The sequence below is a fragment of the Rhodanobacter ginsengiterrae genome, assembly GCF_050026815.1.
In the GTDB taxonomy this organism is placed as follows: domain Bacteria; phylum Pseudomonadota; class Gammaproteobacteria; order Xanthomonadales; family Rhodanobacteraceae; genus Rhodanobacter; species Rhodanobacter ginsengiterrae.
Map to the genome: position 1 here is coordinate 26,100 of NZ_JALBWO010000038.1, position 15,548 is coordinate 41,647.

A 15,548-nucleotide genomic window follows, 5' to 3' on the forward strand; every position below is an offset into this window, starting at 1 on the left:
GCTGGGCCAACAATACGCAGATGAACGACCTCTCCAGCTACCCCCATCTGGCGGCCATCGAAGCACCGGCCGACCTGCGCCGCGTCCCCGACGACGAGCTGCCGGCCGTTGCCGACGAACTGCGCCGGTACCTGATCGAGTCGGTGGCCAGTTCCGGCGGCCACTTCGGCGCGGGCCTGGGCGTGGTCGAGCTCACCGTTGCGCTGCACCACGTGTTTGACACGCCGCGTGACCGCCTGGTGTGGGACGTGGGCCACCAGTGCTACCCGCACAAGATCCTCACCGGCCGCCGCGACCGCATCACCAGCATCAAGAAAAAGGATGGCCTGGCGCCGTTCCCGCGGCGCGAGGAAAGCGAGTTCGACACCTTCGGTGTCGGCCACTCCTCCACCTCGATTTCGGCCGCACTGGGCATGGCGATTGCCGCGCAGCGCCGGGGGGACCATCGCAAGGTGGTGGCGGTGATCGGCGACGGCGCAATGACCGCCGGCATGGCCTTCGAAGCGCTGAACCACGGCGGCGACGTCGAGCCGGACATGCTGGTGGTGTTCAACGACAACGGCATGTCGATCAGCGAGAACGTGGGCGCGATGACCAAGATGATGGCGCGCGCGATGGCCAGCCGCCGCCTGAACCAGTTGCGTGAACGGGCCAAGCGGGCGATTCCGAAGCAGTCCTTCATGGGCCGCTTCTTCAAGCGCTGGGAAGAACACGCCAAGGGCATGTTCGTGCCCTCGACCCTGTTCGAGGAACTGGGCTTCCACTACACCGGCCCGATCGACGGCCACAACATGCCGCAACTGCTGCAGGCGCTGCGCACGGTGAAAAGCCTGTCCGGCCCGCAACTGCTGCACGTGATCACCACCAAGGGCAAGGGCTACGCCCCGGCCGAACAGGCGCAGATCGAATACCACGCGGTGGGGCCGTTCGATCCGCAGGCAGGCCTGGTGAAGAAGAACGCGCCGGCCAAGCCCACCTATACCGACATCTTTGGCGACTGGCTGTGCGACCAGGCCGCGGCTGACCCGCGCTTGCTGGCGATCACCCCGGCGATGCGCGAAGGTTCCGGCCTGGTGCGTTTTTCCAGGGAATATCCCGACCGCTATTTCGACGTCGCGATCGCCGAGCAACATGCGGTGACGCTGGCCGCCGGCATGGCCTGCGAAGGCGCCAAGCCGGTGGTGGCGATCTACTCCACCTTCCTGCAGCGCGCCTACGACCAGGCGATCCACGACGTGGCGCTGCAGAACCTCGACGTCACCTTCGCGATCGACCGCGCCGGCGTGGTGGGTCCCGATGGCGCCACCCATTCGGGCAGTTTCGACCTCTCGTTCCTGCGCTGCCTGCCGAACTTCGTGATCATGGCGCCCGCCGACGAGAACGAGTGCCGCATGATGCTCTCCACCGGCTTCGAATACGCCGGCCCCGCCGCCGTGCGCTACCCGCGCGGCAGCGGGCCCGGCGTCGCCATCAACCAGCAACTCGACACGCTGCCGATCGGCAAGGGCGAACTGCGTCGTCGCGGCCGCGGCCTGGCCCTGCTCAGCTTCGGCGCGATGCTGCCTGCCGCCACCACGATCGCCGCCGAACTCGACGCCACCCTGGTCAACATGCGCTTCGTCAAACCGCTGGACGAGGCGATGATCGTGGAACTGGCGAAGACCCACGACGCCTTCGTCACGCTGGAAGACAACGCGATCGCCGGCGGCGCCGGCTCGGCCGTGGCCGAATGCCTGGCCGCCCGCGGCATCACCCAGCCGATCCTGCACCTCGGCCTGCCTGACCTTTACCTCGAACACGGCAGCCGCGAGGAAGTGCTGAGCATGGCCGGCCTGGATCTGCCCGGCATCCGCCACGCGATCCATGCGCGCTTCCCGCAGTTCTGCGCCGTCAACGTGGCCAGCGCCGGCTGACGCGTCACCGGGTACGACCCCGAATGTGATCCGGCGCACATCATCGGCGCTGGTCGGCAACATCGTACAAACCCCGACTCAGGCGGGACCTGCGTTGCACTAAGCTTCGCCGTGACCAGAAATCTCCACGGAAGGAGTTGCGATGACGTTGGCGACGTCGATACAGGGCTCATGGAGCCAGTTTGAGCACTGGGCAGGCCGACAGGTCTCCAGCGTCCGTGGCCAAGCCAGACTCATCTCGGCCCGCGCCGACTGCCTGCAACTTGCCCTCAAGCTTTCCGAAGGCCTCGCGGTCTACCGCATTCTTCGCGACTTCCAGCACCTCGACCTCAACGAAGTCGTCAACGACATCGTCGAAGTGCTGCGCCAATGCCTGATCGTGATGCTCACCACCACCGGTGGCGGCGCACTCATCGGCGGCGTCGCTGGCGGCGTCTTCGGCGTGGGCGTCGGCGCCGTTCCGGGGATCGCCATTGGCGCAGCAGCCGGCGCGCAGATGGGCGAATGGATCCTCATCTTCATGGGGCTCAAAGCACTCAGCGAATACATCGTCCGGGACATGCCCGACATCGCCCGCGCCTACTGGGATGGCATCCGCCTGGCCTGGTCCGCCGCCACGGCGCCACCGCTGCCCCAGCAACCGGTTCGCATCGACGCCTTCGCGATCCGGCACGCCGCCGAAAAGATCGCCCGTGCCCACGTCGCCATGTTCGTCCTCCTGTTGATGGGCATCGTCGCCTACCTGGCCAAGGGCCGCGGCGACATGGGCCAACTGGCCGAAGGCGTCCGCAGCAGTAGGATGGGACCGAAGTTCGCTGAGTGGATGGTGAGGAATGAGGGGAAGCTGAAGGCGGAGCCGCGGCTGCAACCAAAAGCAGCCAACGCTTTAGAAGATCCGCCGCCTCCCGCCAAGCCAAGAACCAATCCGACACAACGTCCACGCCCGCCCGCTGCAAGCAAGCCAACCCCGGTAACCGCGGACAAGCCCGCATTCCGTGGCACCATCAAGTACCGCTCAGCCAAAGATGCCAACACCGAATTGTTTGATCGCGGATTTGCCGACCCAGCCCATCCGCCATTCAAGGCCGGAACGCAGGTGACAGATCGCATCATGTCACCCGGTGAAAAAGTCAACATGCTAGTCGACAGTAAACAACTGGGGCAGCTGCAAAACCTGAAATCGCCGTTCGGCCTCGGTGGCTGGGGCTCCCCGGATAGTTTCTCAACTCAATCGCAGGGCCTCGAGCGCATGGGCATTACGAGTGGCCCCGGTGGCTTCAAACCCAACGGCATCCAATACCAAATTGAGCTACAAGCCGTGAAACCACTTCGCGTGCTCGAAGGTACGGCCGGCCCTCAAGGGGTGCTGGCAGGCGGCGGGCAGCAAACCTACCTGGACGTAGCCCCATCAGTGCGACGAAGCGTACTCAAACTCGTCAAAGTTACGCCACTACCACGACCATAGAGAAATCAGGCGCATGATCCACAACTTTGTTTACATTCTAAACAACGGCATCAAAACCGGAGTGGGCGAATTCCTTCCCGACATACCACTGCTTCAGCAAATAAACGACCCGGAGTACCAACCAAAAGCGTACGAATGGGAGAGCGACGGGCAAATATTCACACGACCGATTGATGACTGCGACACATTGACTGCGTGCCTTATGCCCGATGGCGGCAGCATCGCCGTTCTCCAGAGTGAAGAGCACTATGGTTCCGATAACGTTGTCGTCCTGGATGCCAAGAACGAACTGCTTCGACGCATCGTTAATCCCTACCGAAGCTCAAAATTCTTCACGGCAGGTGACAAATTTTCGTTCTATGGCGTCACGGTAAGCGGTGACGATGCCATCTTGCACATTCAGGTGCACCGCAAACTACCGGGAAAGCCCTATGATGCCGCACCAATCTATGAAGCAAGTTACGACCCATCGACATGGGACTTGAAAAAGATCGTGTGGAAACCTGTGACATAGATAATCGACCGGCGAGTTAAATTCTGAAATGCACCACCCCAAGTGATAGAACCATACGGAACAATCATCAAGGCCGTCCTTCGCGATTTCGCAAGCCTGAATCTTGTCATTGAAAGTGATAGCGAGTACCAGGTGACCATGTCAGGCGAAACGTATTCTCTGACGATATCCACTGAAAATGGCTACCAGCCATCCATAGCCGCCCACATCAGCAATAACGGGCAGAAATTCGAAATAGGGCTGTCTGCCCGGATATTGGACGAGCAACAGTTCGACATCGACATGAAGGAGCTTTCTGAAATCAAGGAGATATATCATCTCGACACTGGCAAAGGTAATCCATCCGTCAGACCCAGTGGGGTATACCTTTATGTCAAGGTAGCTGTCGGGCAAATCCTTGAATTTACCTCGAAATTTGGCCATAAAATAAGGACTGACAACAAACCGTTTTACGACGAATATCTTTCCAGAGAACGAGCACTTATGCATGGTCTTGGATTATAGCCACACAAAATTCATGGCTAATCGCATGCAGCTCTCACCCTTCTTGTGCTCGTCAAAAATGATCAATGAATTGATGCAAAGCCACGTAAGGATGCCGCATAGTCCGGCAATACACGGCTTCATTAGCGATGATGACGAGGCCGCTCTGTTCTGATGAATCGCTCCCGCATACCGCAAGAATGCTGCCCCACGATCTGGCGCGATGAAGCCTTGGCATCAATCAGGAACGCCTTGGCATTGCTTGCTGTTCGCCTGGCGAAGAACTCCGATTACGGAATCTACGTCCACGCCAACGAGCAACTGACTCGCATGATAGTGGAACTCGGCTACCCATTCCGGCCATTTTCAGCGAGCCGCGAATGGGTCGATATCGGCCTCATGGCGGCCAAGGAGCTCGATGACACGGATCCCGAATTCGCCAACGCGCTCATGCAGGCGGACTTCGACTTCAAGCATGCCGAATAGTGCATTGAGCACCGCTATAACGGAGTTCGGAGGCTGATTCAACTCCGAAGCGCAGCGCGTTTGAACGACAGCTCGAACACTTCTTGCGGTGTACCTCGGCATGAAGGCGCACATCGGCGTGGATGTGGAATCGGGCTTCGTCCACACGGTCATCACGACAGCAGCAAACATTGCCGATGTGGTTGAGGTGGACAAGCTGCTGTATGGCAAGGAGAATAACGTCCACGCTGATGCCAGATATATCGGTGCCGGGAAGCGCTCGCCCATAGGCGGGAGTCCATGACATGTCTATTGCTTACCTAGAGAAAATACTCGATATCAATGGCCACAAAGCCTTTATGAACGCCAACATTGTGGAAGTACTGGCCGTGGATGATCTTGTCATTGTTCGTATAGATGATGGTAAAACGCATGGCTCGGGTGACAAATCCATGAACCGAAACGTGCTGGCATTCGACCAAAACGCGAAACTCGTCTGGACTATTCAAGAAGCGCCACATGGAGGCGACGAGTGGCCTAAACCCTATACGCACGTCATAAAACGTGGACGCCAGTTAATTGCCGGCACATGGATCGGCGTCGACTACGTAGTCGACCAGAGAACCGGGAACGTCGATGCGGGTGAAAGTGAAGGCCGTCCGTGGTAGCGACGATCAGCACCGCCCGCCGCTCACCCGATCACGCAACTCCAGATCCTGCGCCGTGAACACCTCGGCATAGCCGGCCGCTGCGAGCATTGCACGGGCGGCGGAGCCCTGGTTCCAGCCGTGCTCGAACAACAGCCAGCCGCCGGGGTGCAGGTGGTGACGGGCGTCGACGAGGATGCGGCGGATGTCGTCCAGGCCGTCGTCACCCGAGGCCAGTGCGCTGGCTGGTTCGTGGCGCAGATCGCCTTGCACCAGGTGCGGGTCGGCAGCTTCGATGTACGGCGGATTGGAAACGATCAGGTCGAACCGCTGGCCGGCCAATGGTGCCAGCCAATCGCCATGCACGAAGGTGACGTTGTCGAGGTGGTGGCGTTGCGCGTTGCGCCTTGCCACTGCCAGTGCGGCGGCGCTGGTGTCGGTGGCGATCACTCGTGCCTGCGGGCGTTCGCTGGCGATCGCCAGCGCGATCGCGCCGCTGCCGGTACCCAGGTCGACCACGTCGACAGGCACCTTTTCGGGCAGTCGCTGCAACGCAAGCTCGACCAATAGCTCGGTCTCCGGGCGCGGAATCAGGGTGGCCGGGGTCACCTCCAGGTCCAGCGTCCAGAAGCCGCGGCGGCCGGTGAGGTAGGCCACCGGCTCGCCTGCTTCGCGCCGCGCGACAAGCTCATAAAAAGCCGTCTGGACGTCCGTCGTCAGCTCGTCGTCGACGTGGGTGAACAGCCAGCTGCGCGACTGCTGCAGGACGTGCAGCAACAGCAGCTCGGCGTCGACGCGTTCGCCGAGTCTTGTCGTGGCATCAGCCAGCACGCTGCGCAGATCAGCCACGCGGCGGCTCCGTGGTCGAGGGCGGCAACTGCGGCGGTGTCACGCCGGGTTTCGGCGCTGGCTTGCACCAGTAACCACCGCGCGTCCACGCGTCGAATGCCCAGCGCAGCCAGCCGATCAACGCATTGGCCAGCCACAGCGCCCAGGCCAGCATCGCCAGCTTGTAGTACCACAGCGAGACGCTGAGCACGCCGGCGCCCGGCAGCGCATCGGCGCTCTGGTCGGCGAACCAGCGCAGGCCCCAGGCATGCGAGCCGTTGCCGGCCACGTGCATGTCGGGCAGGCCGAGCAGGCCCTTCGGCACCGCGCCGATCAAGACCACCAGCGCCAACAGGGTCAGCAGCGCAAGCCCCAGCTGCATCAGGTTGAAGCGGGGGCTGCCCGAGGATTCCGGCATGGCGTGGCGCGCACGCAGGCCCAGCAGGATCAGCCACAGCACCACCAGCGCGTAGGCACTCCAGGCGAACGCGGAGAAGCCCAGCCCCAACAGCAGCCAATGGCGGAAGCGCAGCGGCGTGGGCGCGTACCGCGCCAGCAGCCACGCGGCAAGCAGCAACACGACCAGCTGCGACCAGTACAGCACGGCCGGTCCGGTGGTCGGGCCCCAAGTCCACAGCACCCAGCGGTCCTGCGGCAGGTTCAGGTTGAGGTCGATGTTCGCCACCGGTGCATGCAGGGCGAACGAGGGTGCCTGCGTGCGCACCCCGATACCCTGCGACTGGCGTACGCGCACGCTGTAGTCGTGCTCACCCGGCAGCAGCGGCAGGCTCAACGCGCCGTCGCGCACGGCCAGGTTGATCGGCTCGCCATCCCGGCTGGCATCGAGCAACTCCGCCCCGGGCGGCAGGGTGATCGCATGTTCGCCACCGCGCGTGCTGCGGGCGTGCAGGCCCAGCGTGGTTTCGGTGGCGCGCTCGCCCACCCGGCTGATCACCTGCACGGCATCGAACGCCAGGCTGTCGCCAACCAGCGCCACCGGCTGGCTGAAGGCCAACTGCAGGTTCTCGCCGGGCAGTGGCTGGTACAGCAGGCCATCATCGCTGGCACTGGTCGGCACGCCCTTGGCATCCACATGCCACATCGGCGCCGCCTGGATTTCCCACACCTCGGCCCGTTCGCCCAGAACGGGCGCCTTGAGCGTCAGCGTGGTCGCGTGATCGAGGCGGCTGCTCCAATGCGCCACCGCGCTGTTCGCAGTGAAGGTGATATTGACGCGACCATCCTTCACCAGCACGTCGTCACCCAGCGGGTGCTCGCCCGGCAGCAGCGGCAGGCTGACGCTGAAGCCACCATCCCTCGGCGCGATCCGTTCGACCGTATTCTCGACGGTCCAGTCGAGGCCCAGACCCAGGCGGCGGGTCAGTCGCACGTACGGCGGAAAATTCTGCGCCGGCGCCGCGTCCTTGCCATCGCCAGCCACGCGCACGCGTTGCAGGGCGAGGCTGTCGCCCAGCAGGCGGCCGTCGTCGACCCCGGCCAGCGACCAGCCTTGGCCGCTGAATACGACCCGTTGCGGGCGCAGCACAAAACGCAGGCTGGCGTTGTCCGAGGTGCCGATGCGGTAGCGCAGGCTGACCCGGTGCACGCCGCGATCCAGCCGCAGCAGCAGCTGGTCGCCGCGACGACTCAGCGGCGCGTCGGCATGCCCGTCCGCAGTCACATCGAGCAACTGCAGTGCATCGTCGGTCTGCGGCAGCGGCAACGCGACGGCAGCACCGACATGCGCTTCCAGTTCCACCTCGAGCGCATCGCCACTGGCGCGCACTTGCGCCTGCGCCACCACGGCACAGGCTGGCGCGCATGTCGGCGCCTCGGTCAGCCGGTCGCGCAATTGATTGAGCAGTTCCGGGCTGGGCAGGTTCTGCGCGTGTCCGGCCACCGGCAGCAGTGCGATGGCCAGCAGCAGCGCGCTCACCGCGCCGCCACCGCGCCATTCCCGCCAGCGACCACGCCAGGGCGACAGCAGCGGCGGCACCAGCTTCGCCAGCAGCAGTGCCAACGCGCCGACCATGAGCAGTCGCAGCAGGCGCACCAGCCACGCCGGCGCAATCACCAGCCGCGTGCTCTGTTGAGGCGTCACCGGACCGGACCAGCCGAGCCGGTAGTTGTTGCCCTGATCCCAATGCGGCGTACCGGCGCCGGCCTGGGTCACGTTGCGGCTGTCCAACTGGCGATTCGCTTGTCCCGCGATGGACTGCCCTCGCCGCGCCACTGGATACCGCGCCAGTTCGCTCGCGCTCACTCTGCCCCCGGATATCCGCTGGTTCGCTTCCAATGCCGGCAAGGCATCGGCCGTGACGGTCGTCGACATTTCATCGACCTTGGCCGCCGCTGGCGCAGCAGGTGGCGGCGCCATCTGCCGGATGATCTTCGGCGGTGGTTGCTTCGGCGCGCCAGCAACCTCGTTGCCCTCCATCTCCGGCGCCATGTACTGCGCCGAGACGATCCGGCCCTGATTCCCATCCTCCAGCTGCGGATGCAAGGCGTACTGCAATTGCGTCGCGGCGAACGGCAGCGTCCACAGCAAGGCCAGCGCGAAGATTGCCAACGCAGCCGCGCGCGCGGCCGAGCGCAGCCGGCCTTCCGGCAACGCACGCAGCAGCAACGCCAGTGCCAGCGTGACCGCCAGTGTCCACAACGGTGCGCTGCTTTCGTGCTGCGCCAGCGCCAGGTAGCCGGCTGCCAGCAGCGCCCACGGCCAGCCCAGCAGACGCCCGGCCAGCAGGGCGATCAGGGCCAGCACGAACAGGTCGAGCAAGGTCCATTGCCCGACCCACGAATCGGGCGAACGATCCACGCCAGTGCTGCCGAGCAGGCGGTAGCCGTGGGGCAGATGCAAGGTCGCGTCGATGCGTTCCAGCGGCAGTTGCCAGCCGGTGCTGGGGATCGCGCCGGCATGACCGGGCAGGCGCAGCCCGGCGTCGAGTTCGAGCTGCCGGTCGCGCAACTCGACGCCACTGCGACCGGATTCGCCCTTGCTGATCAGCAGCGGCTCGCCCGCCTGACTGGCCCGCTGCAGTTGCCACGGTGCCACCACATCGAGGCGCTGGTGATGCCGCAGTTCGCCGCCGAGGCGATCGACCACGCTGAGGCCGCCGCCGTCGAAATCCAGCCACAGCTCGCGCTGCAGGTGCAGTTGGTCGCCCTTGCCACCCTCGTCGCCGCGCGTGCCCTGCTCGATCGCCAGGCCAGCGCCGTCGTCCAGCACGAACGCCGGCAACTCACGCCATTCGCCGGGCACGCCGGCCTGCGCCGCGTCGGTGGCGTTGCCCTCCACCCGGGTGCTGCGCAGCGCCGGATCGTCGTCGTAGCTCCACACTTCCTGGCGCGGCCACGGCGCCGCCGGCAACTTCAATGCCACCTTGTGCAGCGGTGCGAGGCTGCGCGCGTCGAGGGTGACGGTCCATTGGCCCGGGCGCAGTTGCACGCGCAATTGCCCATCCTTTTCCAGCCGGGCGGGAAGATCACCGGACAACGCCGTGGCCACGAAGCCCGCGGGCAATACCGGGCCGAGCGCCTGCTCGCGCGCGCTGCCGGTGACGTTGAATTGCAGCTGCGTTTGCAACGTGGCCGGCAGGCCGTCGGCCAGCCGGCGATAGACGCGCAGCGACAGCGCGTCGGCGGCGCGCTGCGCGGCGGCCGCCTCGCCCAGGGTGAGCTGGCTGCCGTTGCGTTCGATCCGGTTCACCACCGCGCCATCGACGCGCAGCGCCACCAGGCCGATGGCCACCGGCACCGGCAAGCGCGACGGCCGCGCCGTCCACGGCAGGCTGCCGCGCAATTGATAATCACCAGCTGGCAGCCACAGCATCGGCACACCGTCGCGCTCCAGCACGGTGGCCGGCTGATTGTTTGCGCTGACCTGTTGCGGCCAGCTCTTCGCATCGCCCGGCAGTGCCACCCAGCTGGGTGCGTCCACGTGCACGTCCAGGCTGAAGCGGCCGCCGTCGGCGTCAGCATCCAGCGTCAACCGACCTGGCCAGGCGCACTGCCAGCTGCCGGCATTCGGCGCCTGGTTGGCAAGGAACGGACAGTCGTGCTGCGGCACATCGTGCAGAACCCAGCCCTGCCACGCCTGCAGCTCCGGCGGAATCTGCTGTGCCGGCAGCGGTGTCGCCAGCAACAGCCACATGGCACCCAGCCAAACGAAACCCGACAATCCCGGCGATCGACGACGCATGCCTTTCTCCCTGTGTGCCTGCTGGCCGGCACAGTGTAGGTGGAACACGGCAGGCATACATCGGCGCCTGCATCCTCTGGCGGCCCTGACCCGTAGGTATCAGTGACTGCCCTCCGCTACATGCAACGCAGCGCGCGGGGCGAAGGGGTTGCACTGCCCACATCGCCCGCCCGCACAGGAATCCGCATGTCGCCGCAAAGCTCCCCAACCAGGTCACCGCCTCCCCGCCGCAGCGTGCTCGGCACCCTGCTGTTGCTGCTCGGCAGCAGCCTGCTCGGCGGGTGCCAGGCCACCTTGTTCCGCGGCCTCAACGCCAGCGCCGGCGCATCCGGGGTGGTCGTGCAGCACGACGTGACCTACGCTACGGCGCACAATCTGGCGCTGGATGTCTATCGCCCGCGCGATGCGCGCAATGCGCCGGTGGTGGTGTTCTTCTACGGTGGCAGCTGGAAATCCGGCCGGCGGCAGTGGTATCGCTGGGCCGGCGAGGCGCTGGCGCAGCGCGGCATGGTGGTGGTGATCCCCGACTACCGCCAGTGGCCGAACGTTCGCCTGGAGGGTTTCATGCAGGACGCGGCGCAGGCCGTGGCGTGGACCCACGCGCACGCCGCCGGCTATGGTGGCGACCCCGCCCGCTTGTTCGTGATGGGCCACTCGGCCGGCGCCCACATCGGCGCGCTGCTGGCCACCGATGCGCACTGGCTGGCCGGCGTGGGCATGCAGCCACGACAACTGGACGGCTTCATCGGCCTGGCCGGACCGTACGATTTCCTGCCGTTGACCGATCCCGATTTCATCGACATGTTCGGCAGCACGCATGCAGCGCAATTGCGCTCGCAACCGGTGCACTACGTCGATGGCGACGAACCGCCGATGCTGCTGATGCAGGGCAGCAGCGACAAGGTGGTGTGGCCGCGCAACGCGACATCGCTGGCGGCAGCCTTGCAACGCGAAGGCGAACCGGTCGAGCTGAAGCTGTATCCGGACATCGGCCACGCGGCGATCCTGCTGTCGCTGTCGCGGCCGTTTCGCGGGAAATCGAGTGCTCTCGAGGACAGCGTGCGCTTCATCCTGCAACATGCCGGGGTTGCCCGCACCGCGGCCACAGCCTCCCCTTGAGCAGCGGGCGCGCGGCCGCCGTGCCGACACGCGTGCGGATGGGTCACAATCGGGCGTGACCGCCATCGGCGCTCGATGCGCGCCATCCTCCGGAATCCACGCGATGACCACAGCCAACCTGTTCGACCTCTCCGGCAAGATCGCCCTCGTCACCGGCGCCAGCCGCGGCATCGGTGCGGAGATCGCCCGCCTGCTCGCCGCCCACGGGGCGCACGTGATCCTCTCCAGCCGCAAGCAGGCTGACTGCCAGAGTGTGGTTGACGAGATCGCCGCCGCCGGCGGATCGGCCGAGGCGTTTGCCTGCCACATCGGCGAGCTGGAACAGATCGCCGCGCTGTTCGCCCATGTCGAGCGGCAGCATGGCCGTCTCGACGTGCTGGTCAACAACGCCGCCACCAATCCCTATTTCGGACCGATCACCGAAACCGATCCGGCGATCTTCCAGAAGACGGTGGACGTGAACATCCGCGGCTATTTCTACATGTGCAGCCACGGCGCAAAACTGATGGCGAAGCGCGGCGGCGGCTCGATCATCAACGTGGCTTCGGTCAACGGCGTGGTGCCGGGCTTCCAGCAGGGCATCTACTCGATCACCAAGGCGGCGGTGATCTCGATGACCAAGGCCTTCGCGGTCGAGTGCGCCGAAGCGGGCGTACGCTGCAACGCGTTGCTTCCGGGGCTTACCGACACCCGGTTCGCCTCGGTGCTGGTCAACACCCCGGCCATCCTCAAGCAGGCGCTGGCGCACGTGCCGATGCGGCGCGTGGCGCAGCCGTCGGAGATGGCTGGCGCGGTGCTGTACCTGGCCTCGCCGGCGTCGTCGTACACCACCGGCAGCACACTGAACGTGGACGGTGGCTACCTCTGTGTCTGATCCCCCGCCCATGCCCGGAGCTTCCCCATGACCAGGATTTCCGCCCATCGCGTCGCCGGCAAGAAGGCCTTCATCACCGGCGCCGCCGGTGGCCTTGGCGCCGCCACGGCCCGCATGCTGGCCCGCCACGGCGCGCTGGTGTTCCTCACCGACATCGGCGAAGAGGCGGTCTATGCCGTGGCCGGCGCAATCAACGCCGAGCACGGCCGCACGGTGGCCTGGTCGGCCGCCCAGGACGTGCGCGACGAGGCACGCTGGCAGAGTGTGCTGGCCGAAGCGGAGGGCTCGATGGATGGCCTGTCGGTGCTGGTCAACAACGCCGGCATCGGTGCGATCGGCGGCGTCGAGAGCCTCACGCCGAAGGAGTGGGCGCGGGTAATGAGCGTCAACGTCGAGGCCATCTACCTCGGCTGCAAGTACGCCCTGCCATTGCTGAAGCAGCACCAGCCCGCCTCGATCATCAACATCTCCTCGCTGGCTGCCTTCAAGGTCGATCCCGACTACACCGTCTACAACGCCTCCAAGGCGGCCGTGGCATCGCTGAGCAAGTCGATTGCCGTCGACTGCGCACGCCAGCAGGTCGACGTGCGCTGCAACTCGGTGCACCCGGCCTTCATCCGCACCGGCATCGTCGAGCCGTTCTTCGCGCAGCTCGGCGAGCAGGAGGCGGTGCGCAAACTGACCCGTGGCGTGCCGCTGAAACGCCTTGGCGAGGTTGATGACGTGGCGTACGCGGTGCTCTACCTGGCCTCCGACGAGAGCCGCTACGTCACCGCTGCCGAGCTGCGCGTCGACGGCGGCGCTTCGGCCGTCTAGCCGTCCCGCCGCACACCCGCGACGCTTGCGCCACCCCCTATTCCCCGGAGAAACATCATGTCCCTGATCAACCGCCAACTGCGCCTCAAGACCCGCCCCGACGGCCTCGTCCAGCGCGACAATTTCGATCTGGTCGAGCAGCCCGTACCCGAACTCAAGGACGGCGAGGTACTGGTGAAGGTGCTGTACCTGTCGATGGACCCCACCCAGCGCGTGTGGATGCGCGACGTCCCGCAGTACCTGCCGCCGGTGGCGATCGGCGAGGTCATGCGCGCGCTGGGACTGGGCCGCGTGGTGGCCTCGCGGTCGGCGAAGTACCGCGAAGGCGATCTGGTGCAGGGCGTCACCGGCTGGCAGGACTATCTGCTGCTGCACGAAGACGCCAAGGGCTACGTATGCCTCCCCGCCGACCCCGGCATCCCGCTGCCGACCTTGCTCGGCGCGGCCGGCATGAGCGGCGTCACCGCCTACTACGGCATGACCGACATCACCCCGGCGCAGCCTGGCGAAACCGTGGTGGTCTCCGCCGCCGCCGGCTCGGTCGGCTCGATCGCCGGCCAGATCGCGAAGATCCAGGGCGCCCGCGTGGTCGGCATCGCCGGCGGCGCGGACAAATGCCGCCATCTCGTCGACGAGCTCGGCTTCGACGCCGGCGTCGATTACAAGGCGGCCGACTTCAAGCAGCAACTCAAGGCCGCCACCCCCGACGGCATCCACGTGAACTTCGAGAACGTCGGCGGCGAAGTGATGCGCGCGGTGCTGTCACGCATGGTGATCGGCGGGCGCGTGGCGCTGTGCGGGCTGATCTCCGGCTACAACAGCGGCGAAAAGCCAAGCGACGACTTCGGCCCGTTCATCATGAAGCGACTCAGCATGCGCGGGTTTCTGGTGCTCGACTACACGAAGACGAAGGAAGCCGTCGGCGCCATCGTGGGGTGGATTCGCGAGGGCAAGTTGAAGACCGAGGAGACGGTGGCGGAGGGGTTGGAGAATGCACCGGAGGTGCTCAATCGGTTGTTTGACGGGAGTCATCGGGGGAAGCTGGTGTTGCGGGTGGACCCGCAGGCCTGATCAATATTTTGTCACTTCGCCAGGTAACAAATATGAAAGAGCACATTTGCTCAAGCCTCTTGGGGAAAGGCGATGCTTGACTCGTACTTTAAGTATTTGTCTGTTGCCGGTGCCACAGCTGTTTTAGCCGGCCGAACTCTTCGATGGACCACATGCCCCAACTTCAATGATCCATCAGACATGCAAATTGATTTGGGCATCGAGGTTGATCGAGATGAAGTTGCTGCGCGCACTCTGGAACTGATGTGGCGCCGCATTGATGGCGACGCCGCCCCCTCAGAGAGCCCAGTTGCACAGCTACTCGATCAGAATAGAAATGTATTCTTTGCGATGGGACGTCATGGGTTAGATGAGCATTTTCGCCCCGCCATACTTAAATCTCTGGACAAATTGCAGGGAGCCACAAAGAAGTTCTGCGATGAACTTAGGGGGCCTCTGTCTACATCAAAGGTTATCTGTTTCAGCGCACGTAAAGACAGCATCTTGATGTGGTCGCATTACGCGGAGTCTCACGCTGGCTTGGTTCTTGAATTCCGCAACATTGATGGGCTCGACAGCCCGTACAAGGTAGCTAAGCCCATTCATTACAGCGAACGAGCCCCGCAATTTGCTGAAGCAGCCGAGCTTTCTGCATTGCTCGCTGGTGAGTCAGGAATTGACGATGCAATATTTGATCGTATGGTTTATACAAAGGCTGCGGAGTGGCGTTATGAGGAGGAATGGCGCGTACAGTCCGGCCAAGGCCGGGAACCTGGAAAGCCGTACGAGGATGTACCGTTTGCCATGGAAGAGTTGCACGCAGTCTATTTTGGCTGCAAGACGAGTCAGACTACGAAAAATCATTTGCAGCCACTCATTCGTCACGCCTTTCCTCACACTGAAATATGGTGCGCTCGACGCGAAACCCATACATATGATCTCGCGTTTGATCGCGTAACATTTGGTGACTGACCGGCGTGCGATATACGGCATAAAAAAGCAAGAGCTTTCGTGCGCCTTCGGCGCGCGAGTTACTTTCTCTTTGCGTGGCTGTATGGACCGGAGACATGGGTGACACATGTACCAGGACATGGGTAACAGTTTAGGCCGTTTTACCCAGGTCAATTTCCATCAGTCGATGGTGGGCAAAGTAGAGCGCGTAGATGCCCTCCT

Annotated in this window: 13 protein-coding genes and 1 pseudogene; 12 read left to right on the forward strand and 2 right to left on the reverse strand. The window is 64.3% G+C overall.

Translation table 11 applies throughout. The annotated features are described in order from the left end of the window. Positions 1-20 precede the first annotated feature (20 nt). The 7 genes and pseudogenes from dxs to ACQGNJ_RS02430 all read left to right on the forward strand — a co-directional run bounded on the left by dxs (position 21) and on the right by ACQGNJ_RS02430 (position 5,508). Positions 21-1,913, forward strand: coding sequence for a 1-deoxy-D-xylulose-5-phosphate synthase (dxs, locus tag ACQGNJ_RS02400; RefSeq protein ID WP_426687647.1), 1,893 nt, complete (start codon positions 21-23; stop codon positions 1,911-1,913). Positions 1,914-2,055: 142 nt separating this feature from the next. Further along, a complete protein-coding gene (locus ACQGNJ_RS02405; RefSeq protein WP_426687633.1) occupies positions 2,056-3,378 on the forward strand; it encodes a DUF6861 domain-containing protein in 1,323 nt (440 codons plus the stop codon). A gap of 13 nt (positions 3,379-3,391) precedes the next feature. Continuing rightward, a complete protein-coding gene (locus ACQGNJ_RS02410) occupies positions 3,392-3,892 on the forward strand; it encodes a hypothetical protein (protein WP_426687634.1) in 501 nt (166 codons plus the stop codon). 42 nt (positions 3,893-3,934) lie between these two features. Next, complete coding sequence (locus ACQGNJ_RS02415; RefSeq protein WP_426687635.1) at positions 3,935-4,396, forward strand: hypothetical protein; 462 nt, start codon at positions 3,935-3,937, stop codon at positions 4,394-4,396. A gap of 153 nt (positions 4,397-4,549) precedes the next feature. Continuing rightward, entirely contained in the window at positions 4,550-4,861 is a 312-nt protein-coding gene (locus ACQGNJ_RS02420; RefSeq protein WP_426687636.1) for an immunity protein Tsi6 family protein, read from the forward strand. Positions 4,862-4,952: 91 nt separating this feature from the next. After that, positions 4,953-5,123, forward strand: a pseudogene (locus ACQGNJ_RS02425) (transposase); the annotation flags it as partial. A gap of 22 nt (positions 5,124-5,145) precedes the next feature. Then, a complete protein-coding gene (locus ACQGNJ_RS02430; RefSeq protein ID WP_426687637.1) occupies positions 5,146-5,508 on the forward strand; it encodes a DUF7957 family protein in 363 nt (120 codons plus the stop codon). A gap of 6 nt (positions 5,509-5,514) precedes the next feature. Here the strand turns inward: ACQGNJ_RS02430 and prmC are convergent, their stop codons facing one another. Then, on the reverse strand, positions 5,515-6,336 hold the full coding sequence (prmC, locus tag ACQGNJ_RS02435) for a peptide chain release factor N(5)-glutamine methyltransferase (RefSeq protein ID WP_426687638.1): 822 nt from the start codon (positions 6,334-6,336) through the stop codon (positions 5,515-5,517). Continuing rightward, positions 6,329-10,516: a hypothetical protein gene (locus ACQGNJ_RS02440; RefSeq protein WP_426687639.1), complete on the reverse strand. Its 4,188-nt coding sequence runs from the start codon at positions 10,514-10,516 to the stop codon at positions 6,329-6,331. Before ACQGNJ_RS02440 ends, prmC begins: the two co-directional genes overlap by 8 nt. A gap of 186 nt (positions 10,517-10,702) precedes the next feature. Between ACQGNJ_RS02440 and ACQGNJ_RS02445 the strand changes: the two genes are divergently transcribed. The 5 genes from ACQGNJ_RS02445 (at position 10,703) to ACQGNJ_RS02465 (ending at position 15,347) form a co-directional block, all read left to right on the forward strand. Beyond that, positions 10,703-11,635, forward strand: a complete 933-nt coding sequence (locus tag ACQGNJ_RS02445; RefSeq protein WP_426687640.1) for an alpha/beta hydrolase — start codon at positions 10,703-10,705, stop codon at positions 11,633-11,635. A gap of 103 nt (positions 11,636-11,738) precedes the next feature. Further along, positions 11,739-12,509: an SDR family oxidoreductase gene (locus ACQGNJ_RS02450; protein ID WP_426687641.1), complete on the forward strand. Its 771-nt coding sequence runs from the start codon at positions 11,739-11,741 to the stop codon at positions 12,507-12,509. A 27-nt stretch (positions 12,510-12,536) separates the two neighbouring features. After that, positions 12,537-13,325, forward strand: a complete 789-nt coding sequence (locus ACQGNJ_RS02455) for an SDR family oxidoreductase (protein WP_426687642.1) — start codon at positions 12,537-12,539, stop codon at positions 13,323-13,325. 57 nt (positions 13,326-13,382) lie between these two features. Next, positions 13,383-14,396, forward strand: coding sequence for an NADP-dependent oxidoreductase (locus ACQGNJ_RS02460; protein ID WP_426687643.1), 1,014 nt, complete (start codon positions 13,383-13,385; stop codon positions 14,394-14,396). Between the two features lie 180 nt (positions 14,397-14,576). Next, positions 14,577-15,347 carry a DUF2971 domain-containing protein gene (locus ACQGNJ_RS02465; RefSeq protein WP_426687644.1) on the forward strand — a complete coding sequence of 257 codons (771 nt, stop codon included), beginning with the start codon at positions 14,577-14,579 and terminating at the stop codon, positions 15,345-15,347. The last annotated feature ends 201 nt before the right edge of the window (positions 15,348-15,548 follow it).

Coding starts and splice junctions, on each gene's coding strand:
- ACQGNJ_RS02455 (WP_426687642.1), top strand. CDS start 12,537: ATGACCAGGATTTCCGCCCATCGCGTCGCCGGCAAGAAGGCCTTCATC.
- ACQGNJ_RS02440 (WP_426687639.1), bottom strand. CDS start 10,516: ATGCGTCGTCGATCGCCGGGATTGTCGGGTTTCGTTTGGCTGGGTGCC.
- ACQGNJ_RS02450 (WP_426687641.1), top strand. CDS start 11,739: ATGACCACAGCCAACCTGTTCGACCTCTCCGGCAAGATCGCCCTCGTC.
- dxs (WP_426687647.1), top strand. CDS start 21: ATGAACGACCTCTCCAGCTACCCCCATCTGGCGGCCATCGAAGCACCG.
- ACQGNJ_RS02420 (WP_426687636.1), top strand. CDS start 4,550: ATGAATCGCTCCCGCATACCGCAAGAATGCTGCCCCACGATCTGGCGC.
- ACQGNJ_RS02410 (WP_426687634.1), top strand. CDS start 3,392: ATGATCCACAACTTTGTTTACATTCTAAACAACGGCATCAAAACCGGA.
- ACQGNJ_RS02405 (WP_426687633.1), top strand. CDS start 2,056: ATGACGTTGGCGACGTCGATACAGGGCTCATGGAGCCAGTTTGAGCAC.
- ACQGNJ_RS02445 (WP_426687640.1), top strand. CDS start 10,703: ATGTCGCCGCAAAGCTCCCCAACCAGGTCACCGCCTCCCCGCCGCAGC.
- ACQGNJ_RS02460 (WP_426687643.1), top strand. CDS start 13,383: ATGTCCCTGATCAACCGCCAACTGCGCCTCAAGACCCGCCCCGACGGC.
- ACQGNJ_RS02465 (WP_426687644.1), top strand. CDS start 14,577: ATGCAAATTGATTTGGGCATCGAGGTTGATCGAGATGAAGTTGCTGCG.
- ACQGNJ_RS02430 (WP_426687637.1), top strand. CDS start 5,146: ATGTCTATTGCTTACCTAGAGAAAATACTCGATATCAATGGCCACAAA.